The 25,437-nt window shown below is 61.2% G+C and carries 25 protein-coding genes; 13 read left to right on the plus strand and 12 right to left on the minus strand.

Going from position 1 to position 25,437, the window contains the following annotated elements:
* Nucleotides 1-9 precede the first annotated feature (9 nt).
* Nucleotides 10-690, minus strand: coding sequence for a DUF2161 domain-containing phosphodiesterase (locus VOY09_RS11625; protein WP_322894976.1), 681 nt, complete (start codon nt 688-690; stop codon nt 10-12).
* Between the two features lie 117 nt (nt 691-807).
* Here VOY09_RS11625 and VOY09_RS11630 point away from each other — a divergent pair, with 117 nt between their 5' ends.
* The 6 genes from VOY09_RS11630 to VOY09_RS11655 all read left to right on the plus strand — a co-directional run bounded on the left by VOY09_RS11630 (nt 808) and on the right by VOY09_RS11655 (nt 5,624).
* Nucleotides 808-1,725 carry a manganese-dependent inorganic pyrophosphatase gene (locus VOY09_RS11630; RefSeq protein ID WP_322894977.1) on the plus strand — a complete coding sequence of 306 codons (918 nt, stop codon included), beginning with the start codon at nt 808-810 and terminating at the stop codon, nt 1,723-1,725.
* A gap of 9 nt (nt 1,726-1,734) precedes the next feature.
* Nucleotides 1,735-2,610 (plus strand): TIGR01459 family HAD-type hydrolase, encoded by an 876-nt coding sequence (locus VOY09_RS11635; RefSeq protein WP_322894978.1) that lies wholly within the window; start codon nt 1,735-1,737, stop codon nt 2,608-2,610.
* A gap of 85 nt (nt 2,611-2,695) precedes the next feature.
* A complete protein-coding gene (locus VOY09_RS11640) occupies nt 2,696-3,139 on the plus strand; it encodes a MaoC family dehydratase (protein ID WP_322894979.1) in 444 nt (147 codons plus the stop codon).
* Between the two features lie 36 nt (nt 3,140-3,175).
* The gene (locus VOY09_RS11645) at nt 3,176-4,114 is read left to right on the plus strand and encodes a bifunctional riboflavin kinase/FAD synthetase (RefSeq protein WP_322894980.1); all 939 of its coding nucleotides are present in this window, start codon (nt 3,176-3,178) and stop codon (nt 4,112-4,114) included.
* On the plus strand, nt 4,107-4,577 hold the full coding sequence (locus VOY09_RS11650) for a YcgN family cysteine cluster protein (protein WP_322894981.1): 471 nt from the start codon (nt 4,107-4,109) through the stop codon (nt 4,575-4,577). The genes VOY09_RS11645 and VOY09_RS11650 overlap by 8 nt, the downstream gene beginning before the upstream one ends.
* Nucleotides 4,578-5,624, plus strand: coding sequence for a threonine aldolase family protein (locus VOY09_RS11655; protein ID WP_322894982.1), 1,047 nt, complete (start codon nt 4,578-4,580; stop codon nt 5,622-5,624).
* Here VOY09_RS11655 and VOY09_RS11660 read toward each other — a convergent pair.
* Together VOY09_RS11660 and VOY09_RS11665 are read right to left on the minus strand one after the other, a co-directional pair.
* Entirely contained in the window at nt 5,593-6,339 is a 747-nt protein-coding gene (locus VOY09_RS11660; RefSeq protein WP_322894983.1) for an alpha/beta hydrolase, read from the minus strand. The genes VOY09_RS11655 and VOY09_RS11660 overlap by 32 nt on opposite strands.
* Nucleotides 6,339-6,935, minus strand: a complete 597-nt coding sequence (locus VOY09_RS11665; RefSeq protein WP_322894984.1) for a 2-hydroxychromene-2-carboxylate isomerase — start codon at nt 6,933-6,935, stop codon at nt 6,339-6,341. The genes VOY09_RS11660 and VOY09_RS11665 overlap by 1 nt, the downstream gene beginning before the upstream one ends.
* Nucleotides 6,936-7,054: 119 nt before the next feature.
* Here VOY09_RS11665 and VOY09_RS11670 point away from each other — a divergent pair, with 119 nt between their 5' ends.
* Nucleotides 7,055-8,074 (plus strand): ribose-phosphate pyrophosphokinase, encoded by a 1,020-nt coding sequence (locus tag VOY09_RS11670; protein WP_322894985.1) that lies wholly within the window; start codon nt 7,055-7,057, stop codon nt 8,072-8,074.
* 63 nt (nt 8,075-8,137) lie between these two features.
* Here the strand turns inward: VOY09_RS11670 and VOY09_RS11675 are convergent, their stop codons facing one another.
* From VOY09_RS11675 to VOY09_RS11700, 6 genes are all read right to left on the minus strand, one after another.
* Complete coding sequence (locus tag VOY09_RS11675) at nt 8,138-8,563, minus strand: F0F1 ATP synthase subunit epsilon (protein WP_322894986.1); 426 nt, start codon at nt 8,561-8,563, stop codon at nt 8,138-8,140.
* Nucleotides 8,564-8,577: 14 nt separating this feature from the next.
* Nucleotides 8,578-10,002: a F0F1 ATP synthase subunit beta gene (atpD, locus tag VOY09_RS11680; RefSeq protein ID WP_322894987.1), complete on the minus strand. Its 1,425-nt coding sequence runs from the start codon at nt 10,000-10,002 to the stop codon at nt 8,578-8,580.
* Between the two features lie 18 nt (nt 10,003-10,020).
* Entirely contained in the window at nt 10,021-10,893 is an 873-nt protein-coding gene (locus tag VOY09_RS11685) for a F0F1 ATP synthase subunit gamma (protein ID WP_322894988.1), read from the minus strand.
* Between the two features lie 23 nt (nt 10,894-10,916).
* Nucleotides 10,917-12,452, minus strand: a complete 1,536-nt coding sequence (atpA, locus tag VOY09_RS11690) for a F0F1 ATP synthase subunit alpha (protein ID WP_322894989.1) — start codon at nt 12,450-12,452, stop codon at nt 10,917-10,919.
* A complete protein-coding gene (locus VOY09_RS11695) occupies nt 12,452-13,012 on the minus strand; it encodes a F0F1 ATP synthase subunit delta (RefSeq protein WP_322894990.1) in 561 nt (186 codons plus the stop codon). The genes atpA and VOY09_RS11695 overlap by 1 nt, the downstream gene beginning before the upstream one ends.
* Before the next feature lie 280 nt (nt 13,013-13,292).
* Nucleotides 13,293-14,057 (minus strand): DUF2793 domain-containing protein, encoded by a 765-nt coding sequence (locus tag VOY09_RS11700; protein WP_322894991.1) that lies wholly within the window; start codon nt 14,055-14,057, stop codon nt 13,293-13,295.
* A 146-nt stretch (nt 14,058-14,203) separates the two neighbouring features.
* Between VOY09_RS11700 and gmd the strand changes: the two genes are divergently transcribed.
* From gmd to galE, 4 genes are read left to right on the plus strand one after another with little or no spacing between them, the layout of a single operon-like run.
* On the plus strand, nt 14,204-15,325 hold the full coding sequence (gmd, locus tag VOY09_RS11705) for a GDP-mannose 4,6-dehydratase (protein ID WP_322894992.1): 1,122 nt from the start codon (nt 14,204-14,206) through the stop codon (nt 15,323-15,325).
* Between the two features lie 2 nt (nt 15,326-15,327).
* Entirely contained in the window at nt 15,328-16,296 is a 969-nt protein-coding gene (locus VOY09_RS11710) for a GDP-L-fucose synthase (RefSeq protein ID WP_322894993.1), read from the plus strand.
* Nucleotides 16,297-16,305: 9 nt separating this feature from the next.
* Nucleotides 16,306-17,724: a mannose-1-phosphate guanylyltransferase/mannose-6-phosphate isomerase gene (locus VOY09_RS11715; RefSeq protein WP_322894994.1), complete on the plus strand. Its 1,419-nt coding sequence runs from the start codon at nt 16,306-16,308 to the stop codon at nt 17,722-17,724.
* Between the two features lie 23 nt (nt 17,725-17,747).
* Nucleotides 17,748-18,761, plus strand: a complete 1,014-nt coding sequence (gene galE, locus VOY09_RS11720) for a UDP-glucose 4-epimerase GalE (RefSeq protein ID WP_322894995.1) — start codon at nt 17,748-17,750, stop codon at nt 18,759-18,761.
* A 114-nt stretch (nt 18,762-18,875) separates the two neighbouring features.
* Here the strand turns inward: galE and VOY09_RS11725 are convergent, their stop codons facing one another.
* The gene (locus tag VOY09_RS11725; RefSeq protein WP_322894996.1) at nt 18,876-20,243 is read right to left on the minus strand and encodes a phosphomannomutase; all 1,368 of its coding nucleotides are present in this window, start codon (nt 20,241-20,243) and stop codon (nt 18,876-18,878) included.
* Nucleotides 20,244-20,418: 175 nt separating this feature from the next.
* Between VOY09_RS11725 and VOY09_RS11730 the strand changes: the two genes are divergently transcribed.
* Nucleotides 20,419-22,668 carry a calcium-binding protein gene (locus tag VOY09_RS11730; RefSeq protein WP_322894997.1) on the plus strand — a complete coding sequence of 750 codons (2,250 nt, stop codon included), beginning with the start codon at nt 20,419-20,421 and terminating at the stop codon, nt 22,666-22,668.
* A gap of 2 nt (nt 22,669-22,670) precedes the next feature.
* Here VOY09_RS11730 and VOY09_RS11735 read toward each other — a convergent pair whose 3' ends face one another.
* Together VOY09_RS11735 and VOY09_RS11740 are read right to left on the minus strand one after the other, a co-directional pair.
* Nucleotides 22,671-23,780 carry a polysaccharide biosynthesis/export family protein gene (locus VOY09_RS11735; protein WP_322894998.1) on the minus strand — a complete coding sequence of 370 codons (1,110 nt, stop codon included), beginning with the start codon at nt 23,778-23,780 and terminating at the stop codon, nt 22,671-22,673.
* Nucleotides 23,781-23,913: 133 nt separating this feature from the next.
* Nucleotides 23,914-24,090, minus strand: a complete 177-nt coding sequence (locus VOY09_RS11740; RefSeq protein WP_322894999.1) for a DUF1674 domain-containing protein — start codon at nt 24,088-24,090, stop codon at nt 23,914-23,916.
* Nucleotides 24,091-24,157: 67 nt separating this feature from the next.
* Between VOY09_RS11740 and VOY09_RS11745 the strand changes: the two genes are divergently transcribed.
* Nucleotides 24,158-25,426: an RsmB/NOP family class I SAM-dependent RNA methyltransferase gene (locus VOY09_RS11745; RefSeq protein WP_322895000.1), complete on the plus strand. Its 1,269-nt coding sequence runs from the start codon at nt 24,158-24,160 to the stop codon at nt 25,424-25,426.
* The last annotated feature ends 11 nt before the right edge of the window (nt 25,427-25,437 follow it).

Here is a 25,437-nt window from a genome sequence, read left to right on the forward strand (position 1 = left end):
AAATCTTTTCTATCCCGCACCCTCATCCCCGAAATCCGCCAACCCTTTCCGACCCGCCGGGGTCAAATCATACACCCCGCGCGCCACCCGGCAAAACCAGCCATAATGATCATCCGCCATGATCCGCGTTGCCTGCGGCACCTCGGCCCATTGTTTCACCTTCGCGCCTTGCGACGGACCATGCACCGCCAGAAACCGCGCGCAGCGCAGGGCGTCCTGTCGGTAGCCGGTGACAATGCCGTGACGCGTGGCACCGCCCGCATTGGGATCACCCTGCAACCGCTCAAACGCGCGCAACAGCCGCGCGCGTTTGGGCTTGGATTGTTTCGCCGCATAGGGGCCGGGATCGGCCAAAACCTCGACAAACCCGTCACGCAACCGGACAGTGATCACGCCAAACCCGATCCTACGGGCCAGTTTCACATTCGCCGCCATCGCCTTGGCCCTGCCACCCGCAGGCACGGCGACATAGACCAGATCGGTCAGCGCCAGCCTGTCCACCGCCTGCTGCAACAAGGTCAGCGAAAACCCCAGTTTCAGCTCCACCACCAGCAGATCATCGCCGCGCCGGGCGACGATATCTGCCGCACCCACCTCACCTTTCACATCATAGCCCTGCCGTTGCAGATAGGCTTTGATGGGCGGATACATATCCGCTTCGCGCAGGCGGGGTTCGGGGGTTAGGGGCATGGCGGAAACCTGCGCTGGTGTCATGAAACGCGAATATAACAAAGATTGCATGGGGTGACAGGGCCTGCCATGGCTTCTATATACGGGCCAAATCTGCATCCAATGAAAGTCGCTTATATGACAACGCTCGTTTTTGGCCACAAATCCCCCGATACCGACAGCACCGGATCACCACTGATCTGGGAATGGTTCCTGAACCATACCGGTATCAGCGCCAAGGCGGTCCTGCTCGGCCAGCCCAATACAGAGGCTGCCTTCGCCGCCAAACGCTGGGGTTTCGATCTGCCAGAAGTCATCAGCGATGTCGCCGCTGACCAGAAATGCGTGATCGTTGACACCAACAACCCCGCCGAACTGCCCGCCGGGATCAACAGTGCCGATATCGTGGCAATCATTGACCACCACAAACTGGTCGGCGGTCTGGAAACCAAAACCCCGATCAACATCACCATCCGCCCGCTCGCTTGCACCGCGACGATCATGCATCAGATGATGGGCGAACATGCGGGGCATATGCCCGAAGCGATCAAGGGTCTGATGCTGTCCTGCATCCTGTCCGACACGCTTGCCTTCCGCTCGCCCACCACAACGCCGGTGGACAAGGAACTGGCCGAAACATTGGCCAAGGACCTCGGTCTGGACCTGAATGCCTATGCGGATGAAATGTTCGCCGCAAAATCCGATGTTTCCGCCTTCTCTGACGCGGAACTTCTGCGCATGGACAGCAAGGAATATGCCGTCGGCGACACCAAATTCCGCGTCTCTGTTCTGGAAACCACATCGCCCAAAGTGGTCCTCGACCGGAAAGAGGCGCTGATGGCCGCCATGCCCGCCGTGGCTGCCGAAGATGGCGTCGATCAGGTCCTGCTCTTCATCGTCGATATCCTGAACGAAGAAGCCACCATGCTGATCCCCAACGACCTGACCAAAACGCTGGCGGAAAAATCCTTTGACGCGACCGTCACCGGCGACAGCGTCGTCCTGCCCGGCGTGATGAGCCGCAAATTGCAGATCATTCCCGGCCTGAAACTCTGAAAGCCTGACATGACCCAGATCATCGACAATTTCGCCGCGATTGCGGATCAATATGACGTGGCCTTTGTCGATCTCTGGGGCTGTATGCACAACGGGATCGCGGCCTTCCCCGAGGCCGTCGCCGCCATGCAATCCTTCCGCGCGCAGGGGGGTAAGGTGGTGCTTGTCACCAATTCCCCCCGCCCTTGGGAATCGGTCGCGCGGCAGATTTTCGACATGGGCGTTTCCGAGGATTGCTGGGATGCCATCGCCACGTCAGGCGACAGTGCGCGCGCGGCGATGTTTCGCGGCATCGTCGGGGAAAAGGTCTATTTCATGGGCGAAAGCCCGCGCGATGACGAATTCTTCACGCCGCTGCGGGTTATCGACAACCCGGTGAACATCCAGACCGTGCCATTGGATCAGGCCGAAGGCATCGTCTGCTGCGGCCCCTTCGACCCCTTGGCCGATATCGCCGTGAACCGTGCCGATTTCCTTTATGCCAAGCAAAAGGGCCTCAAACTGCTCTGCGCCAATCCCGATATCGTCGTGGACCGGGGCGAGGTGCGGGAATGGTGCGCCGGGGCTTTGGCCGCACTTTATACTGAAATGGGCGGCGAAAGCCTCTATTTCGGCAAACCGCATCCGCCGATCTATGATCTGGCACGGCGCCGCATGGAAAAGCTGGACGATCTGCCCGAAGATCCTCGGATCATCGCCATCGGCGACGGGGTGAACACCGATGTGCTGGGTGGCGTGCAGGAACAGATCGATGTTCTGTTCATCACCGGCGGTCTGGCTGCGGCTGAAACACGCACCACAGACCAACCCGAGCCTGCGGCGCTGGAGCAATTCCTGACCAAGGCGCAGACCACCGCGACCTATGCGATTGGGTTTTTACGCTAAACCCCTTGATTTTTCTGCGCCCGCAAAGTAATTAAATTTCAATATAACTCCGATACCTGATTTTTTGTTACCTGAAGGGCTGGAAATGTTGGACAATGCACCGCGCGGCACGATCTGTATCGAAGATATCGAAATCGGCATGGTCCGGTCCCTGTCCAAGGTGATCACCGACCGCGATATCGAGATGTTCGCCGAGGTATCGACCGACCGTAACCCTGTCCATCTGGACGAAGATTACGCGCAGGACACGATCTTTGGCGGGCGCATCGCGCATGGGATGCTGACGGCGGGGCTGGTTTCTGCCGTGATCGGCGAACAATTGCCCGGCCACGGAACGGTCTATCTGGGGCAAAGCCTGAAATTCCTCGCCCCCGTCCGCCCCGGCGATCTGGTGTTGGCAGAGGTTGAAGTGACCGAGATCGACCATTCCCGCCGCCGCGTGACGATGAACACCCGCTGCATCGTGAATGACAAAAAGGTGCTGACCGGCGATGCCGTCGTGCTGGCCCCGTCACGCAAGTTCGACTGATCTTGCACCCCCCGGACGGGCAGGTTACGCAAGCCCATGCAGATCATCCGCGACAGCGTTTTCATTGACCCAGCCGACCGTGGCGCCGCCGCCGCCATCGGCAATTTCGACGGTGTGCATCTGGGCCACCGCGCGGTGATTGACCTTGCGCGCGAGGCCGCCACGGCGATTGGCGCACCGCTTGGAATCATGACCTTTGAGCCGCATCCGCGCAGCTATTTTGGCCGCGACACCGGCCCTTTCCGCCTGATGAATGCCGAAGCGCGCGCCAACCGTCTGGCAAAACTGGGCGTGGATAAACTGTATGAAGTCCCCTTCAACGAAGCCCTTGCCAGCCTGACACCCCGCGCATTCGCGCAAAAGGTCATCCATGACCAACTGGGGCTGGTCCACGTCGTCGTCGGCGCTGATTTCTGCTTCGGCAAGGACCGCAAAGGCACCGTCGCCGATCTGCAGGCCTTCGGCGCAGAAATGGGTTTCGGCGTCACAATTGCCCCATTGATGGCCATCGCGGGCGACAACATTTCCTCCACCGCGATCCGCGCCGCCTTGACCGATGGCCGCCCCCGCGACGCCGCCGCGATGCTGGGCCATTGGCACCGGATCGAGGGCGCAGTCATCCGCGGCGACCAGCGCGGGCGCGAACTGGGCTATCCCACCGCTAATATGTCGATCACCGGGCTGCATCCGCCGAAATTCGGAGTCTATGCGGTCAAGGTCAACGTGCTCGACGGCGCGCATCGCGGGCAATATATCGGTGCCGCCTCCATCGGTGTCCGCCCGATGTTCGGTGAAAACGTCCCGAATTGCGAAACTTTTATCTTTGATTTCAAAGGCGACCTTTACGGCGCGCATCTTTCCGTCGCTTTGGTCGATTACCTGCGGCCCGAATTGAAATTCGACAGCCTCGACGCGCTGATCACCCAGATGGACGCCGATTGCGCCACGGCGCGGGACATCCTGACCCATGTCTGACCCGATCGCCCGCGACGGCCTGCCCCCCCGCTTCTGGGCCAACAAACCCATGGACAAGCTGAACAAGCGCGAATGGGAGGCGCTGTGTGACGGCTGCGGCAAATGCTGCCTGAACAAGCTGGAGGATGAAGACACCGGCGAGGTCGCGATGACCCGCGTCGCCTGCCGGTTGCTGGACAATGAAAGCTGCCTTTGCGCCAATTACGCGATCCGGCATCAATTCGTCCCCGAATGTATCGTCCTGACGCCCAAGACCTTGGCTGAGAATATGTATTGGCTGCCGCAGACCTGCGCCTATCGCCTCGTCGCCGAAGGCCGCGATCTGTTTCACTGGCACCCGCTGGTGTCGGGCGATCCGCAATCCGTGCACCGCGCGGGCGTGTCCGTCCAAGGCATGACCGTCCCGGAATTCGAGATCGACGAAGACGATTGGGAAGATTACATAATCGAGGAACCACTTTAAATGTATTTCGCCTCTGACAACGCCGGCCCCGCCCATCCCGCGATCATGGACGCTTTGGTGAAAGCCAATGCTGGCTATGCCATGGGCTATGGCGCTGATCCGATCATGGCAGAGGTCCGCCAGCAAATCCGCGATGTGTTCGAGGCACCGGATGCCGCCGTCTTTCTGGTGATCAACGGCACCTCTGCCAATTCGCTGCTACTCGCGACAATGTGCCAGCCGTGGCAAACGATTTTCTGCACCGATGTCGCGCATATCCACGAAGACGAATGCAACGCGCCCGAATTCTACACCCAAGCCAAGCTGACCCTCGTCCCCGCCGAGGCAGGCAAAATGACCGCCGCCGCCCTGCGCAGCAAGATCAGCGGCGAAGAAACCCGCGGTGTGCATGGGCCACAAAGGGGGCCTGTGTCACTGACACAGGTGACGGAAAAAGGCACCCTCTATACGCTGGATGAGATCAAATCGCTGACCGAGGTCGCGCGTGAATTCAACCTCGCCACCCATCTGGACGGCGCACGTTTCGCCAATGCGCTGGTCGCACTGGATTGCACACCTGCCGAGATGACTTGGAAATCCGGCATCGACGCGGTCAGTTTTGGCGGCACCAAGAACGGCGCTGTCGGGGTCGAGGCTTGTGTGATCTTCGACCCGAAACTGGCGCAGGAATTCGAATACCGGCGCAAACGCGGCGGGCATCTGTTGTCGAAACACCGCTATCTGTCCGCCCAGATGCAGGCCTATCTTGCCGATGATCTCTGGCTGGATCTGGCACGCAAGGCCAATGCCCGCACAGCGCAACTGGCGGAAGGGTTACGCGTCCATAATGCGGCGCAGATGCTGTTCGACCCACAGGCCAATATCATCTTCTTCGACATGCCACGCCGCGAACACCAACGGATGCTGGCATCAGGTGCGGTCTATTACGTGATGTCCGGCGATCCTGACGCAGGCGATCCGGATGAAATGCTGACCGCCCGCCTTGTCACCGATTGGTCGATGACGGCAGATGGCGTTAGCCAATTCCTGACCCTGCTGCACGGATAATCGCCGCAACCTGATCTGTATGGGTCAGGGGTAGCATATGCCCTGCCCCGGGCACCACATGATCCGTGGCTTGCGTCATATGCCGCATCAGCCCCGCATGAATCGCACCGATCACCGGCGGGCTGTCCGCGCCCCTGATCAGCGCCACCGGAATATCCAGCGGGGCAGAGGTGATGTCTGCCGGATCGTCCTCAATCTCAGGTCCACTGGCCGCGACCAAAGGAATGCGGTCCACCAGATAGACCTGCGTGCGTGGCGGGATTTTGCCCCACGGCTGCGCGCCCCAAAGGTCGTTAAACAGCGCGGCGGCGTCTTCATGCCGCCCCGCCTCCATCGACGCAACAAAGGGCCGGAACCCCGCCACATGCGCGTCATGTTCCACGGTCCCACGGGCGGCGGCGAAATAGACCGGCTCAATCAGCGTCAGCCGGTTCACCAAATCAGGACGTTCCACCGCCAGCCGCAGGGCGACCGTCGCGCCAAAGGAATGCCCGATCACGTGGGTCGGCCCATCGCAACAATCTGCCGCCATCGCCGCGGCTTGCGCCTGATAGGGCGCGCCATCCCAATCCGGGCTGCGGCCATGGCCGGGCAGATCGAACAAAGTCGCACGCCCGCCAATCGCGCCAACCAAGGGCAGCAGGCTGTCATGCCGCCCCAACATGCAATGAACCATGACGACCGGCGCGCCATGGCCCACGCTCACCTGATGCATCAGATCTTGCCGGACAGATGCAGGTCCAGATCGGTCAAACGATCCTCGCCCCAGAACCTTGCATCGGAGTCGGTGATGAAGAACGGCGCGCCAAAGGCCCCCGCCAGCACCGCATGTTCCAGATTCTGCGCATAGGTATCCGCACTGGTCATCATATCGCGATCCACCAGCGCAGGGTCGAGGCCGACCGATTGCAGACAATCGCGGATCACATCATCCTGACTGATATCACGCTCCTCCGCCCAGCAGGCGCGGGTGATCGCATGAACCAGGTCGCCGACATCGGCACCGCTGTTCTGTGCTGCGATGATCGCAAAGGACGATGGCGCCGGATTGGTTGGCCAGAAGGCAGGCTTCACGTTCAAAGGGAAACCCGCCACAGCCGCGCGGCGCTGCAGATCCTGCAGACGGTATGCCTGCCGGTTGGGGTGCCGGTCCTTGGGCGGCAGGCCGCCGGTGCGGGCAAACAGCGCCATGATATCCAACGGGCGATAGGCAAGCGTTGCGCCATGGCTGCGGGCAATCTCTTGCGGGCGCAGGCCGCAGAGGTAGGTATAGGGCGACATCGTCGCGAAGTAGTAATCAATATGCGGCATTTTGGTCATCCTTCGGTCTGGCAAATCTAGGCGCGACGGTAAGCCTGTGCTAGGCGGTGTCAACGCCGCGAATCTGTTACACCGGCGTCATGTCCCCAGCTGCCAAAGGACCCACCCCCATGCCGACAATTATGGAACCCAAGCTGATATCCGGGAATGCCAATCTGCCTTTGGCCACCGCCATCGCCCGCCGGATGTCGATGCACCGGGGCCGCGACGTCAGCCTTGTCGACGCAAGGGTCGAACGGTTCAACGATGGCGAAATCTTCGTCGAAGTGTTTGAGAACGTCCGGGGCGAGGATATGTTCATCATCCAGCCCACCTCGAACCCCGCCAATGACAATCTGATGGAATTACTGATCATTGCCGATGCGCTGCGCCGGTCATCCGCCGCGCGCATCACCGCCGTGATCCCCTATTTCGGCTATGCGCGGCAGGATCGCCGGTCCAAGGCGCGCACGCCGATCACCGCCAAACTGGTGGCCAATATGCTGGTCGAAGCCGGTATCGAACGTGTCCTGACCCTGGATTTGCATGCAACGCAAATTCAGGGTTTTTTCGATATTCCGGTCGATAACCTCTATGCCTCGCCGATCTACGCTTTGGATGCGAAGCACCATTTCCGCGACCGGATGGAGGATGTGATGATCGTCTCCCCCGATGTCGGTGGTGTGGCCCGCGCCCGCGATCTGGCGCAGCGGATCGACGCGCCTTTGTCCATCGTCGATAAACGGCGTGGCAAACCCGGCGAAGTGGCCGAAATGACCGTGATCGGTGAGGTGAAAGACAAGGTCTGCGTGATTGTCGATGATATCGTCGATACTGCGGGCACGCTCTGCAAAGCCGCCGAAGTCCTGATGGAAAACGGCGCGAAAGAGGTGCATTCCTATATCACCCACGGCGTGCTGTCCGGCCCGGCGGTGGACCGGATTTCCAAATCGGTGATGAAAAGCCTCGTGATCACCGACACGATTGCGCCCAATGCCGCCGTGCGGGGCTGCGCCAATATCCGCATCGTGCCGACCGCACCGATGTTCGCGCAGGCGATCCTGAACACCGCCAATGGCACATCCGTGTCGTCGCTGTTCGATCACAAGACGCTGGGTCCGATCTACGAAGGGCTTTATGCCGCCGAATAGGACCGGCTGAAACGCAAAAGGCCCCGGTGTCACAACCGGGGCCTATTTGTTTGTCTGGTCGGATCAGACCTTTGCGGTCAACCCGATGGCCGTGCCAATCGCGAGTGTATCGGTCAGCACTTTCGCAGCATCCACCGCGCGGCTGCCGTCACCATCGGTGTCGGCCTGTGCTGCGGTCAGGGCATTCTGCGCATCGGCGACCATCTGATCGAATATCTCCTGAGAAACTTCCCCGCGGGGAAGGGCCTGTTCAGCCAAAACCGATACCGATTCCGCGTTGATTTCGGCAAAGCCGCCGGACACGACATATTCGTCAGTCCCGCCCGCATGCACCACGGCCAACAGGCCGGGGCGCAGGGTTGTGATCGTGGGCACATGGTTCGCCATGGCTGTCATGTCACCTTCGACAGCGGGAATGCGCACCTCGGTCGCCACGACCGAGGCCAAGCGGCGCTCGGGCGAGACGAGATCGAATTGTAGATTTGCCATATCGGCAGCTCTCCTTAAGCGGCGGCCGCAGCCATTTTCGCGGCCTTGGCCTTCACGTCTTCGATGCCACCGACCATCAGGAACGCGCCTTCGGGCAGGTGGTCATATTCGCCGGCGACAACAGCCTTGAACGATGCAATCGTGTCTTCCAATGGCACCTGAACGCCGGGCGACCCGGTGAACACCTCGGCCACGTCGAAAGGCTGCGACAGGAAGCGTTCGATCTTGCGCGCGCGGGCCACGGTCAGTTTGTCCTCTTCAGACAATTCGTCCATGCCAAGGATTGCGATGATATCCTGCAAGGATTTGTAGCGCTGCAGGATCTGCTGCACATCGGTGGCGACCTTGTAATGCTCGTCACCCACGATTTTCGGGTCCAGCAGACGCGATGTGGAATCGAGCGGGTCAACAGCCGGGTAAATCCCTTTTTCGGAAATTGCACGGTTGAGGTTGGTTGTCGCGTCAAGGTGCGCAAAGGATGTCGCAGGTGCAGGGTCGGTCAAGTCGTCGGCGGGCACATAGATCGCCTGCACCGATGTGATTGACCCGGTCTTGGTCGAGGTGATCCGTTCCTGCATCTGGCCCATGTCAGTCGCCAGCGTCGGCTGATAGCCCACGGCAGACGGGATACGGCCCAACAGTGCCGACACTTCCGAACCGGCTTGGGTAAAGCGGAAGATGTTGTCGACGAAGAACAACACGTCAGAACCCGATTGGTCACGGAAGGATTCCGCCATGGTCAGGCCGGACAGGGCCACACGCATACGCGCACCCGGTGGTTCGTTCATCTGGCCATAGACCAGCGCCACTTTGGATTTGGTCAGATCGTCGGCGTTGATAACGCCGGATTCGATGAATTCGTAGTAAAGGTCATTACCTTCACGGGTCCGTTCACCGACGCCCGCGAACACGGAATAGCCAGAGTGCACCTTGGCGATGTTGTTGATCAGTTCCTGAATTAGAACGGTCTTGCCGACACCGGCACCGCCGAACAGGCCGATCTTGCCGCCTTTGGCGTAGGGGGCCAGCAGGTCGATAACCTTGATGCCTGTGACCAGCACTTCGGATGCGGTGGATTGTGCTTCAAAAGGTGGCGCATCGGCGTGGATCGAGCGGCGCTCGGTCTCGCCAATCGGGCCTTTTTCGTCGATCGGTTCACCGACCACGTTCATGATCCGGCCAAGGGTCGCATCGCCCACGGGCACGGTGATCGTGCCGTCTTGGTCAATGACTTCCTGACCGCGCACCAGACCTTCGGTGCTGTCCATCGCGATGGCGCGGACGGTGTTTTCGCCAAGGTGCTGCGCCACTTCCAGCACCAGCTTTTTGCCGTTGTTGTCGGTGATCAGCGCGTTCAGAATTTCCGGCAGGTGATCGGTGAACTGCACGTCAACGACCGCGCCGATGACCTGCGTGATCTTGCCTTTTGCATTTGCCATAGTTGTTTTCTCCGGGGTCTAGAGCGCTTCCGCGCCCGAAATGATTTCAATCAGCTCATTCGTGATGACGGCCTGACGCGAACGGTTGTATTGGATGGTCAGCTTGTCGATCATCTCGCCTGCGTTGCGGGTGGCGTTGTCCATGGCGGACATCCGCGCGCCCTGTTCCGAGGCAGCATTTTCCAGCAGGGCGCTGAAAATCGCCGTTGCCACACCGCGCGGCAACAGATCGGCAAGGATTTCTTCCTCTCCGGGTTCGTAATCGTAAAGCGTCACATCCGCATCAGCGGCCTGATCGAATTTGGCAGGGATGATCTGCTGGGCGGTCGGATGCTGCGACACGACGTTTTCAAAGCGTGCGAAGAAAATCGTCGCGACATCGAATTCGCCCGCGTCAAAGCGTGCCAGCACATCGCGCGCAATTTCCTGCGCGTTGACATAGCCCAGCCGTTTCACGCCAGACAGATCGACATGGCCGACAAACAGGCTGCCGAAATCGCGTTTCAGCGAATCGCGGCCTTTCTTGCCGACGGTCAGGATCTTGACGGTCTTGCCTTCGGATTGCAGTTTCTGCGCACGGATTTTCGCCAGCCGGGAAATGTTGCTGTTGAAACCACCGCAAAGCCCGCGTTCGGCTGTCATCACGACCAGCAGATGCACCTGATCGCTGCCCGTGCCGGACAGCAATTTCGGCGCACCTTCTGCCCCGCCCACCGATGCCGCCAATTGCGCCATCACGGCGTTGAAACGTTCGGTATAGGGGCGCGATGCCTCGGCTGCGTCCTGGGCGCGGCGCAGTTTTGCGGCCGCGACCATTTGCATGGCCTTGGTGATCTTGCGGGTCGATTTGACCGACGCGATCCGGTTTTTCAGGTCCTTAAGATTAGGCACGTTCTCGTCTCCTTATCTTAGGTTCACGCGAAATCGGCGGCGTAGGCGTCCAAAGCGGCTTTGATCTTGGCTTCTGCATCACCTTTGATCTTGGGATCTTCGCGGGTGATCATGTCCAGCACGTCTTTGCCAGTGCTGCGCAGATATTGCAGCAGACCAGCCTCGAACCGGCCAACATCCTTGACGGCGATCTTGTCGAGATAGCCTTTGGTGCCAGCATAGATCACGCAGACGATTTCCGCATTGGTCAGCGGCGAATATTGCGGCTGCTTCATCAATTCGGTCAGGCGCGCGCCACGGTTCAGCAATTGCTGGGTCGCGGCATCCAGATCAGAGCCGAATTGGGCGAAGGCCGCCATTTCGCGGTACTGCGCCAGTTCCAGTTTGACCGGACCGGCGACGGATTTCATCGCATTGGTCTGGGCAGAGGAGCCAACCCGCGACACCGACAGACCGGTGTTTACCGCAGGGCGGATACCCTGATAGAATAGGTCGGTTTCAAGGAATATCTGGCCGTCGGTGATCGAAATCACGTTGGTCGGGATAAAGGCCGACACGTCGCCGCCTTGGGTCTCAATAATCGGCAGCGCGGTCAGCGAGCCTGCCCCGTTATCTTCGTTCAGTTTCGCGGAACGTTCCAGCAGGCGTGAGTGCAGGTAGAACACGTCGCCTGGGTAAGCTTCACGTCCTGGTGGGCGGCGCAGCAGCAGCGACATCTGGCGGTAGGCCACGGCCTGTTTGGACAGATCGTCATAGATAATCAGCGCGTGACGACCATTGTCGCGGAAATGTTCGGCCATCGCAGTTGCAGCGTAGGGTGCAAGGAACTGCATTGGTGCGGGGTCGGAGGCGGTCGCAGCGACGACGATGGTGTATTCAATCGCGCCGGATTCTTCGAGCTTTTTCACCAGCTGTGCGACGGTGGAGCGTTTCTGGCCAATCGCGACATAGATGCAGTAAAGCTTGTCATATTCGTTGGTGGCGGCGTCGTTATACGATTTCTGGTTCAGGATCGTATCCAGTGCCACAGCGGTTTTACCGGTCTGGCGGTCACCGATGATCAATTCGCGCTGGCCACGGCCAATCGGGATCATCGCATCGACGGATTTCAGACCTGTCGCCATCGGCTCATGCACCGATTTGCGCGGGATGATGCCGGGGGCCTTGCTGTCGGCGATGGCGCGCTTGGTCGTGTTGACCGGGCCTTTGCCGTCCAGCGGGTTGCCCAGACCATCCACGACGCGGCCCAGCAATTCGTCACCCACGGGCACGTCCACGATGGATTTCGTGCGCTTGACAAGGTCGCCTTCCTTGATCGCGCGGTCGGTGCCGAAGATCACGACGCCGACATTGTCGGTTTCGAGGTTCAGTGCCATCCCGCGGATACCACCGGGGAATTCGACCATTTCACCGGCCTGCACATTGTCCAGCCCGTAAACGCGGGCGATCCCGTCGCCGACGCTGAGCACACGGCCCACTTCGGCCACTTCAGCTTCTTGACCGAAGTTCTTGATCTGGTCCTTCAGGATCGCAGAGATTTCCGACGCTTGGATCGCCATTATCCGACCTCTTTCATAGTGTTCTGGAGTGCATTGAGCTTGGAAGCGATCGAGGTGTCGATCATCCGGGAGCCCATTTTTACGATAAGACCGCCGATGATGCTTTCATCGACGGTTTGCTTGATAATTACGGTCTTGCCAGCCTGCGCCTTCAGCGTCGCGGCCAGTTTGTCGGTCTGGGTCTTGGTCAGCGACTTTGCGGTCGTGACCTCGGCGGTCACTTCACCGCGTTCTGCGGCCAGACGGTCCTGCAGCACGGCCAGCAGATGCGGCAGCACGAACAGGCGGCGTTTGGCGGCCAGCAGCGCCAGCACATTGCTGGTTGTCGCTGACAGGTTCATCTGTTTGGCAATGGCAGTGATCGCCGCGCTTTGTTCGTCGCGGTTATAGAGCGGCGATGTCAGCAAAGTGCGCAGATCGGCGCTTGTTTCAATCGCGGCTTGCAGCGCCGCGACGTCGTCTTGCAATGCGTCGATGGCCTTGCCGTCTTTGGCAAGGTCAAACACGGCTGTCGCATAGCGCGCAGCAATGCCTGTGGAGATACCAGCAGTTTCGGACACGTCCACCCTTCCGATGTCTTGGGCCCAGCTTTACGACGCCCGAAGGTGGGCAGCAAAGGGGCAGCTCATTAGGCCTTCGTTTACACGAAAGCGTCAAAATCCTGCGCGAGATAGCAGAGGTGCTATGGTGTCGCAAGCGCCATGCTGCAAGAATCCACCGATCCTGCGTCGATATGGCCTGCCTGCCGCGGTTTGGTTGAATTTCCGTCATCTATCTGTTAAATAAGTGCCGAAATGCCGTCCGGACTGTGGGTCGCGGCCCCTGACCTGACGGTTCCCGCTAGAAGAGGTCATGCCAGAGCGTCCCGTCAAAACAGCAAAGCTTTGCAGTTGCAGAATCAAAGTAAAGATCGCCCGCCTGCCCGGTTGCCGGTCGGCTGATCGGCGTCAGCCGCAGGGCACCCGACAGCTGCACCTGTCCGGTCGCGGCGGCAATCGTCAGCGCCTGCCGCCATAAGGTGCCATCGGGCGAGGTTTTTATGGTGAAATCATCGCTGCCGGCCAAGCCCATCTCGGCCCGGCCGCTATAGCCGGTCTGGAACAGCAGGGACCCGGTATCGCCCGCTGCGGCCTTGTTGATCTTGATCTGATGCCCGGCCCCTTCGTTGTCAAACAACGTTGCGGGGGCGCGCAGGGACAGCCGGTTCGTCGCATCAGCCGTGGCATTCACGCCGACTGCGGGCAGGTTCTGCAAATCCGGCGGGTGGCCTTTTGCGGACCATTTGCCATCCATCCGGATGTGCAGGGCGGCGGCATCCGTGACAAAAGCGGTCCAACCGTCGCGCGCTGCGACGAAAAGCCACCCCCCGCCACGCCATGTCGCGATCAGCCCGGCCTGCCCGGCCCAGGCGCCGACAGCCCCCGCAGGCACGGCCCATGCGGCACCTTCCGCCGGGTCGGGGGGTGGTGCTGTCTGCGTGACTGACACCAGCGTCAGTTGCACGATCAGGTCGAGCAATTCGATCGCCTCGTTATGGGTGACATGCTTTTGCGCCTGGGCAGGCATGATGAAGGGCAAGGACAGGTTGGGGGATTGGTCGGACATGGAAAAGCACCTTTGCTCAATTGGGGATGCCTCACCCTACCCCAGCGCGGTTAAGATCGCCTTGAGGCACCGTGCCGGTCGTTAATCAAACTTTAAGGATAATCAGCGAAAACAGGTAGGCATGGTTCAGCCAGACAGGATAAAAGATGACCAAACGCGCGCTGATCACCGGGATCACAGGGCAGGACGGGTCCTATCTGGCGGAATTCCTGCTGACCCAAGGCTATGAGGTGCATGGCATCAAGCGCCGCGCGTCGCTGTTCAACACGGCCCGTGTCGATCACCTTTATCAGGACCCGCAGAAGGATCAGGCGCGATTCAAGCTGCATTACGGCGATCTGACCGACAGCGCCAATCTGACCCGGATCATCGCACAGGTCCAGCCGGATGAGATTTACAACCTTGGCGCGCAAAGCCATGTCGCGGTCAGCTTTGAAGCGCCAGAATATACCACCGATGTGGATGCGATGGGCACATTGCGATTGTTAGAGGCGATCCGGTTTCTGGGGCTGGAAGGCAAGACGCGGTTCTATCAGGCCTCGACTTCGGAACTTTACGGGCAGGTCACGCAATCGCCGCAGACGGAACTGACGCCGTTTCATCCCCGCAGTCCCTATGCGGTGGCAAAGCTATACGCCTATTGGATCTGCGTGAATTACCGGGAGGCTTACGGGATCTTTGCCTGCAACGGCATTCTGTTCAATCACGAAAGCCCAAGGCGAGGTGAGACTTTTGTCACCCGCAAGATTACGCGGGGGTTAACCAATATCGCACTGGGGTTCGAGGATTGTCTTTATATGGGCAATATCGACGCTTTGCGCGACTGGGGCCATGCGCGCGATTATGTCCGCATGCAATGGCTGATGCTGCAACAAGATAAGCCAGAGGATTATGTGATCGCCACCGGCGTGCAGCATTCGGTGCGTGATTTTATCGTCTGGACCGCCGCCGAACTGGGGCTGGACCTGGCGTTCAAAGGGCGCGGTGTCGCGGAAAAGGCCGTGGTCACCGCCGTGCGCAGCGACATGGCCCCCAAGGTGCGCGTCGGCGATACAGTAATGCGGATTGATCCGCGCTATTATCGCCCGGCAGAGGTCGCGACATTGCTGGGCAATCCGGCCAAGGCCAAGGCGCAGCTGGGCTGGACGCCGACAACATCCGCCCGCGAGATGTGCGCCGAGATGGTGGCAGAGGATTACCGCGCCGCGCGCCGCCATGCGGTGCTGCGCGATTACGGGCTGGATCTGCCCATGGCGTTGCAGGCGTGAGGATGCGGATTTTCATCGCCGGGCATGGGGGCATGGTCGGGTCGGCGATCCTGCGGTTGTTGCGGGCGGAAGGCGTGCATCAGGTGATCACGGCCGACCGGTGCGATCTGGACCTGACCGATCAGGCGCAGGTCCGCGCGTTTATGCAGGCACAGCGCCCGGATGCTGTGGTGCTTGCCGCCGCCAAGGTCGGCGGGATCATGGCCAATGCGACCCAGCCTGCGGATTTCATCACCGATAATCTGCTGATCGCGACCCATGTGATCCACGCCGCCCATGACGCGGGCGTGCGGCATCTGGTGCAGCTTGGGTCATCCTGCATCTATCCGCGCGATGCGGCCCAGCCGATGGCGGAGGAGGCTTTGCTCACCGGCCCTTTGGAGCCGACCAATGCGCCCTATGCCATCGCCAAGATCGCGGCGATCAAGCTGTGTGAAAGCTATAATCTTCAGCATGGCCATGATTACCGGTCTTTGATGCCAACGAACCTTTATGGACCGGGCGATAATTTTCACCCCGCTCATGCGCATGTGCTGCCGGCTTTGCTTTCGCGGTTTCATCAGGCGGTGCAAAGCGGCGCGAAGGCGGTGACGATCTGGGGGTCTGGTGCGCCACGGCGCGAATTTCTGCATGTCGATGATCTGGCCGCAGCGCTGCTGTTCGTGATGCGGCTGGACCCGGTGGCTTACCGGGCAGAAACGACGCCGACGCGAAGCCATCTGAATATCGGCTGGGGGCAGGATATCAGCATCCGCGATCTGGCGCAGATGATCGCGGAGATGACCGGGTTTCGGGGGCAGATCCTTTACGACACCAGCAAACCGGGTGGCACGCCGCGCAAATTGCTCGATACCGCGCGGATGCAGCGGCTGGGCTGGCGGCCCCAGATCGCTTTGCCGAACGGGCTGCGCCAGACGTTTGATTGGTATCTGTCACAACATCGCGCGGGCCTTGCCCTGCGCTGCGCATAGGGGCGGCATATGACAAAAGTGATCCCGGTTATTCTTTGCGGCGGGTCGGGCACAAGGCTCTGGCCCTTGTCGCGGCAAAGCTACCCCAAGCAATTCGCCAGCCTGACCGGCGATGAAAGCCTGTTTCAAGCCAGCCTGCGGCGGTTGTCGGGCGGTGATTTCACAGCCCCGCTGATCGTGACGGCGGATCAGTTCCGCTTTATCGCGCGCCAACAGGCGCAGGCGGCGGGCATTGCGCCCCAAGCGATCCTGATCGAACCGGGCGCACGCGACACCGGCCCTGCGGTGCTGGCCGCCGCGCTGCATCTGGCGCAAAGCGACCCGGATGCGCTTTTGCTGATTGCGCCGTCTGATCATGTGATCCCGGATGCGGCGCTTTTCGCGCGCAGTGTTGCTGCGGCGATCCCGGCGGCACAGGCGGGGCAATTGGTGACCTTTGGCATCACGCCGGATCGGGCGGAAACCGGCTATGGTTATCTGGAACTCGCGCAGGCGCCAGAACCGGGGCAGGCGATCCTGCCGCTGTTGGGTTTCATCGAAAAGCCCTGTGCACCGGACGCGGCACGGATGCTGGCCGCAGGGCGCTATCTGTGGAACGCGGGGCTGTTTTTGTTCAGCGCGCGCAGCATTCTGGCGGCCTACAGGGCCCATGCGCCCGATATGGTCGCGCCGGTGCAGGCGGCGGTGGATGAGGCGAGTGTTGATCTGGGCTTTGTGCGGCTTGCGGCAAAACATTGGTCCCGCGCGCCTGCGCTGTCGATTGACTATGCGGTGATGGAAGCCGCCGAGAACCTGAGCGTCGCGCCCTATGCCGGGCGCTGGTCCGATCTGGGCGATTGGGCCGCCGTCTGGCGCGAGACGCAGAGCGCTGGGCAGGCCCTGTCCGGCCCGGCCTATGCGATGGATTGCAGCGAGACATTGCTGCGGTCCGAAAATGACGGGCAGGTGATCATGGGGATCGGGTTGCACGATATCATCGCCATCGCCACGCCCGATGCGGTGCTGATCAGCCATAAAAGCCGCGCGCAGGATGTGAAACAGGCGGTGGCTTTGCTGAAAACCTCGAATTCCTATCAGGCTGCGGCTTTTCCCAAGGATCACCGGCCTTGGGGCTGGTTTGAAAGCCTTGCCAAAGGCGAGCGGTTTCAGGTCAAACGCATCGTGGTGGATGCGGGTGCCGCGCTGTCCTTGCAGGCGCATCACCACCGCTCCGAACATTGGATCGTCGTGCAAGGCACAGCACAGGTGACCTGCGGTGATCAGATCCGCCTGCTGACCGAAAACGAATCGATCTATATCCCGCTGGGCAGCAAACACCGCCTTGAAAATCCGGGGAAAATGCCGATGGTCCTGATCGAGGTGCAAACCGGCGGCTATCTGGGCGAGGACGATATTATCCGCTATGAGGATGTCTATGCCCGCGCCTAGAAGCGGAACAAAGGACAAATCCCATGCGCGTGCTTGTCACTGGCGGGGCCGGATATATCGGCAGCCATACATTGATCGAACTGATGGCCGAGGGGCATGAGGTTTGCGTGCTCGACAATTACACCAATGCCACGCCCGAAGTCTTGCGCCGGGTCCGCGCGCTGTCCAATGGGCAGGTTCGCGATTATCGCGGCGATGTGCGCGACCCCGCGATTCTCGACCAGATCATGCGCGATTTCGCGCCCGAAGCGGTGGTGCATTTCGCGGGGCTCAAGGCCGTGGGGGAAAGCCAGCAAAAACCGCTTGCCTATTATGACGTCAATGTCAGCGGCACGCTGGCCTTGCTGCATGCGATGGACCGGGCGGGATGCGGCAAGATCATCTTTTCATCGTCCGCCACGGTTTACGGCGAACCGGATTATCTGCCCTATGACGAGGCGCATCCGACACGGCCCACATCGGTCTATGGTCGCACCAAGCTGATGGCGGAACAGGTGCTGACCGACTGGGCCGCAGCCGATGCGGGCCGCAGTGCGGTGATCCTGCGCTATTTCAACCCGGTCGGCGCGCATGGCTCGGCCCGGATCGGTGAGGACCCAAAGGATATTCCCAATAATCTGATGCCCTATATCGCGCAGGTCGCAGTTGGGCTGCGTCCGGCGCTGACGATCTTTGGCGATGATTACGACACGCCCGATGGCACCGGGCTGCGCGATTATATCCATGTCGTCGATCTGGCCCGCGCGCATGTCGCCGCATTGGGCTATGCCGCCGCGTCCCCCGGCGCGCGGCCGTTCAATATCGGCACCGGGCAAAGCTATAGCGTGATCGACATGGTCCGCGCGTTTGAACGCGCCTCTGGCCAGCAGATCGCCACACAGCAAGCGCCGCGCCGCGCCGGGGACATCGCGGCGATGCAGGCAAACCCGGCCCGCGCGCAGGCGGAACTGGGCTGGCGCGCGACGCATGATCTTGACGCAATGACCGCGAGCACCTGGGCCTGGCAATCGGCCAATCCCAAAGGCTACGACGCATAAGGCGCGGCCTGCCTCTTCTTTTTTCTGGAAATACTCCGGGGTGAGCCCCGGACTTGATCCGGGGCGAGGGGCAGCGCCCCTTTGCGGCTGCGCCGCAGTCTCCGACGGGGATATTTATGCTCGGAAGATGCGATGGCGCAGCGCATTCAGGCCAGCCTGCAGCGTGGATGCGGCCAGATCGGGGCTCTCCGCCTCGACATAAATCCGCAGTTCGGGCGCATTGCCAGAGGGGCGCAGATGCACGATCCGCCCGTCATGGCAGGTCAGGCGCAGACCATCTGTCAGGTTCATCGCCACAGCGCGGGCGCTGAGGTTGGCCAGAAAGAGGGTCGCATCGTCGGTCAGCGCCGCGATCAGTGTTTGCGCCATCTCTGTGGGCACATCGACCAGCCTGTCGCTGGCGGTGAACCGCGCGGGTTGCGCGGCGATCAGCTGTGACATCGGCCTGTCGCCGCTGGCGGCCAGCAGCGCCAGCATCGGCAGTACCGCATCGCGGGTCATCAGCGCGGGCAGCGGGCCTGCGGGTCCGGTGGCGTCAAAACCCAGCAGGAAGCCGCCATTCGCTTCATATCCGGCAACCTGCCCGCTGATGGCCTGCATCCCGGCGATCACATGCGGTGATCCGATTCTGGTGCGCAGGACCTCTGCGAAGGCGCCCAGCGCCTCGGCCCCGGTATTGGATGAGACGGGCGTCACGACATGGCACGCACCCAGACAGGCGGCGGTGATCTGGCCCATGACATCGCCCGCGATCAATTGCCCGCGTTCATCCGTCATCAAAGGCCGGTCGCCATCGCCATCGGTGGACAGGATGGCGCGAAGCTGATGGGCCTTGGCCCAGGCGGAGAGCGTTTTGCGCGTGGCTGTGTCGACCGCTTCTGTATCGACCGGGGTGAACCTGTCAGATCTGCCCAGCATGACCAGTTCGGCCCCCAATGCGGTCAGCAGATCCGCCATCAGATCGCGCCCCACGGCGCTATGGGCGTAAAGGCCAAGGCGTTGACCCTGCAGGATCGGGCCGAATCCTGTCAGATAGCGGGCATGATAGAGGGTGCTGATGTCCTGCGACTGGGGACTAGGACCGGCCAGATCGGGCCAATCCTGCCCCAAAGCCATAAGGATCGCTGCCTCCTGGTTTTTGGTGATCTCGCCCTTTGGTGTGTAGAATTTCAACCCGTTACGGTCCGCAGGGATATGGCTGCCGGTTACCATGATCGCCGCCGCCCCGGCCTGCATCGCGGCCAAGGCCAGTGCCGGGGTCGGCACCGCGCCGCAATCTGTGACCGCAAGCCCTGCCGCCTGCCCGGCCTGCGCCACGACCGCCGCAATCTTTGGCGATGAAGCGCGCAGATCGCGGCCGATAAACAGCCCCGCCCCCATATCGCAACTGGCGGCAAAGGCCCTGACATGATCCGCGATCAGGCCCCGGGTCAGATCGGTCACAAGGCCGCGCAGCCCGCTGGTGCCGAATTTTGCTGGCATTAAACTCCCCTTATGGTTGTGTCTTTGGTGCCGCAAATGCCCAGGTTCTTGCAAGGCAAAGCAACAGGTTTGAAGCAATTTTTCAGCAAGAGCCACAAGCCCGCCGCATTTTCGCCGCGCGACGGACGGCGCTGTTTTCGACCCTCACCGCATCGGTCCTGGGGGGGATTGAACGATGACAGCATTTTTTCCGGTCAGATATCTGACCAGTTCACGCGATTCCGCTAGATCGCGGATCACCGATCTGGAGATTGTCCGGATCGGCGGAACCGAGACTCTGGTCAGTCTGACACAATTCGATGGCGCCGTGCAAAGCTGGGCCATTGCCGGGCCCGAGATCAATCCCGGTGCGGGCCTTGTGCTGAACGGCCCCCTTGCACCGGGCGTCACGGCAACGATTGCAACGCTTGCGACCGGTACAGATCCGGTGCTGCTGATCGGCGGCGGGCCTGACGGCACGTTCCAGCAGGTCGGCCTGATCCACGGACGGGTGCGGGTGACGGGCGATGTGCCGGTGCCAGCCGGGTTTCAACATGGGATCACATGGCAGCAGGAGGGTGGCGTACAAATCGTTTATGGCGGTTTTGCCACGGCGGGCGGCATCGCGGCGCTGCATTTCGATGGCACCGGGCAGTTTTTGCAGCACGGCCAGACTACAACGACCAGCGGCCCCATCAGCGCGCTGGCGGCCGCTGACGGGTTTGTCTTTACCGCCGACAGCAGCGCCAATACGCTGACCGCCTGGCAGGTCAGCCCAGATGGGACGCTGGCACAGGTGGCCGGGGTCGGGCCCGAGGACGGGCTGTGGATTGCCACGCCGACAGCGCTGAAGACAGCCGTGGTGGACGGCGTTACCTATCTGGTCCTGGCCGCCGCTGGCAGCAGCAGCCTCAGCGTGATGGAGGTGGGTCCTGCAGGCAATCTGATCATCCGCGACCATCTGCTCGACACCCGCGAGACGCGTTTTGCCGGGGTCACTGCCCTTGATGTCGTGACCGAATCCGGGCGCAGCTATGTGATCGCGGGCGGGGCCGATGACGGAATCTCTGTCTTTCTGCTGCTGCCCGGCGGGCAATTGCAGGCGCTCGCGCATCTTGAGGACACCACCAGCATCGGATTGGATAACATCAGCGCCATCGTCGCGCGCGGGCGTGACGCGGGCGTCGATATCTTTGTTGCCAGCAGCAGCGAAGCAGGGATCACGCAATTGCGGTTTGATCCCGGCCCTGTCGGTGCGACCATCACCCCGGCAGTGGCGGGTCATATCGTCACCGGCACTGCGGGCAATGACATTCTGATGGCGGGTAGGACGAACAGCGTGATCAGCGGTGGTGATGGCGATGACATCCTGCGCGACGGGCCGGGGTCGGATATGCTGACCGGCGGCGCGGGGGCGGATCTGTTCATTCTGACACCTGATGGCGCGCCGGATATGATCACCGATTTTGAACTCGGCAAGGACCGACTTGATCTGTCCAACTGGCCGATGTTGCGCGACATCACCCAGCTGACCATGAATATCACGCCGACCGGATTTCGGATCGTCTATGGTGATGAGGAATTGCTGATCCATAGCGCCGATGGCGCAGCAATCGATTACCGGATGTTGTCCAATGCCGATGTGCTGGGCGGTATGCGCCTGCCGGTGGCTTTGGTGCCGGGGTCCCCCGGCCCGCCGACGCCGCCGCCGTCCCTGCTGCCGCCGGAACCAGAGCCGTCGCCCGATCAGGGCGGTTTGGTGTCGATGCAGACCATCACCCGCGCGCTGGCGGCCGAGAATCTGGCGGATGTGCGTAGCGCCCTTCACGGCAGGCCGGTGCCGGTTGCAGGCGACGACCGGGCACTGATCGGGACGGATCGCGATGACATGCTGATCAGCCAGAGCGGCGATGATCTGCTGCTGGGGCGCGCGGGCGATGATACGCTGGTCGGAGGTTCAGGGGCGGATTACATCCTGGGTGGTGGCGGCAACAACCATCTGCGTGGCGGCGATGGCCATGATATTTTGATCGGTGGTGATGGTGACGACCGGATGGACGGTGGCAATGGCGATGATCTGCTGATTGCGGGCAATGGGAACAACCGGCTGGACGGTGGTAACGGTGACGATCTGCTGATCGGCGGTGATGGCGACGATTGGCTGCGGGGAGGCGCGGGCAATGATGTCATGTTCGGCGGTGCCGGGGCCGATACTTTTGTCTTCGCGGGCGGTCATGATGTGATCGTCGACTACGAGCAGGGCATCGACCGGCTGGTTTTCGGGGCAGAGGTCTGGACCGGCATGACCTCTGTCGCGGATCTGATGTTTGTCTATGGCAGTTGGGACGGATCGCGCGTTACCTTCGATTTCGGAAACGGGGATATTCTCTGGGTCGAAGGCGTCACCGATTATGCAAGTTTCGGTGACGATATCGCGCTGTTCTGACCTTAATTTACGACCGATTGTAATGTCGTTGCCACGCGGAAGGCTGACAGAGCGACACCCAATGGGCTTTCCGTGCCATAGACCAGATCGCCATCCTGGACGAGGAATTTGCCCGCCGAAAACAATCCATCTGCCGTGGTCAGATCCATCGTGAAGACGATCCGTTGCTGCGGCGGGCCGGAGATACCGTCGCGCACCTCGGCCCAGTCATATTCGCGCAGGATCAATACGCCCTTTGGGTTGGCCGAGGCCGCAGACACCCCGCCGAGCAATGCCATCGCTTGCAAGGCCGATAGTTCCGATGTGGTAAAATCGACCACGGCTTGTGACCCTGTCGCACCCAAGGCTAGGAAACTGCGGTCATCTGGCACAACCTGCACCCGGTCGCCACCGCGCATGGCGATATCCAGCTGCGGTTCGTCCAGCAGGCGTTGCAGCGGGACGCTGTAAACCTGACCGCCCCGTGTCAGCCGCACCTGCGGGTTGTTAAAAGTCGGAGTGGCACCGCCCGCCTTGGACAGCAGGTCCAGAATCCGGAAATTGCGGTCAGGGATTTCATACAGACCCAAAGCGCCGACGCCGCCGGTGATATTGGCGGAATTGTTGCGCCCGGGCTGAACGAACAATTGCACCTGAGCCGAAGGGATCGTGGGCACCAGTTGTTCTTCGATCTGCGCGCGTGCCGCTTCGGCAGACATCCCGGCCACACGCAAATCGCCGATATACGGCACAAATATCTGGCCACCGGCGCTGACCTGCACTTCTTGCAAGGCGGTTGCGCGTTGGCCGACCCCTGCTAGCAGCGAGTTTTCTTCGGCATCCCAGATTGTCAGTTGCACCAGATCGCCGGGGGCGATCAGCAAGGAAGCAGGCTGTTCAGTGGCGGTCAGCCAGTTTGTTGCAGGCAGGTTCCGGCTGGGCCAGCTGCGCAGCATCGGCAATGTCTCGCTATTCACCGGATATATAGCAAAGTCATAGGCAGGCGTTTCACCGCGTGCCGCGATATTTGTATTGGCCGCGGCCAAAACCTCTGATTGGAAACCTGCGCCACGCGGCAACCCGCATCCCATCAGGGAGAGGCAGGCCGCGGCGGCCACCATACGTTGAAACATTACACTGCCCGATCACTACTTTTTTCACGAATACAGCCGAAGTTTCCGCTCACCGCAACAGCGATGAAAACATAAGCTAAGCAACGTGATATCGGCGCAACATAAAGTTGAATGGGGGCGACAGAGGCATGCCTTAGAAGTCGATGGCGATGCCTTTTTTCTCCCAATCGCCGAAACGCACGGGTTCAGGCCCGTCGCGCCCGCCCAGTTCGGGCGGCAGATCGGGCTTGGCGATCTTGCGCCGTGCCGCAGCTTCGGCCAAGGCGCGCTGGGCGGCGGGCGGCAGATCTTTGGGGTGATCATCTTGCATGGCGCTCTCCTTGTCGGCGGTCATGGATTAATATACGCCACCCCCACCCAGCTTCAAGAGTGACCCCATGGACCAATCCGGCTTGCTGCCGCGCCGCAGCGCCCATCATCTGCTGATGCAGATCACGACCGAAGGCCGCCTGATGGCCGAATTGATCGCAGGCGGTGCGCTGGCGCAGCTTGCGCCGGATGACCGCGCCCGCGCGCAGCGGCTGGCCACGGATGCGTTGCGCGGGCTGGACCGGGCGGACCGGATGCTGAAACCCTATCTGAAAAAGCCGCCCACCGATCATGTGATGAACGCGCTGCGGCTGGGTGTCATCGAATTGGTGCAGGGCGAGGCCGCGCATGGCGTTGTGAATGCCTATGTCGAACTGGTCGCGCGCCATAAGCGCAGCCAGACGATGAAGGGTCTGACCAATGCCGTGCTGCGCCGGATTGCCGATGAAGGTCCCGCTGGTTGGGATAAACGCGCTGTGCCGCTGACACCCGGCTGGTTGCGCCAGCCTTTGGTCGCCGCCTGGGGACGTGACGCGGTGGAAGGGATGGAGGCCGCGCATTTCGCTGGCGCGCCGCTCGATCTGACCGCCAAGGGCGATCCGCAGGCTTTGGCAGATGCTTTGGGCGGTGTCGTGCTGCCGACAGGCTCGGTCCGGTTGGCGCAGGCGGGGCAGGTTTCGGGCTTGTCCGGCTATGATGCCGGGGCGTGGTGGGTGCAAGATGCGGCTGCTGCGCTGCCGGTGAAATTGCTGGGCGATGTGACAGGGCTGCGGGTGCTGGACCTATGTGCCGCACCGGGTGGCAAGACCTTGCAACTGGCCGCTGGCGGGGCCGATGTCACGGCTGTTGATCTGTCCGAAAAACGGATGGTCAAGCTGGGCGAGAATCTGGCGCGGACCGGGCTGACGGCAAAGACAATCGTCAGCGATGCTTTTGACTATCATGAGGGTGGCTTTGACGCGGTGCTGCTGGACGCGCCTTGTTCGGCGACCGGCACGATCCGGCGGCATCCTGATCTGCCCTATGCCAAGGATGGGTCGGAATTTGGCGCCTTGATCGACCAACAAGAGGCATTGATCGATCACGCCCTGACCCTGCTGCGCCCCGGTGGGCGGCTGGTCTATTGCACTTGTTCGCTGCTGCCCGATGAAGGCGAAGTGCAGGTGGAAGAGGCGCTCGCCCGCCATGACGGGCTGACCGTCACCCCCGTCACCCTGCCCGGCCTTGATCCGGCATGGATCACTGAGGAAGGCGGGCTGCGCCTGCGTCCTGATTACTGGGCCGATCTGGGTGGCATGGACGGGTTCTATATCGCCGTGCTGACAAAGGCCGCGTGACAGGGCGGGCG

It is taken from the genome of Yoonia sp. 67-2 (assembly GCF_035117555.1).
Classification (GTDB): domain Bacteria; phylum Pseudomonadota; class Alphaproteobacteria; order Rhodobacterales; family Rhodobacteraceae; genus Yoonia.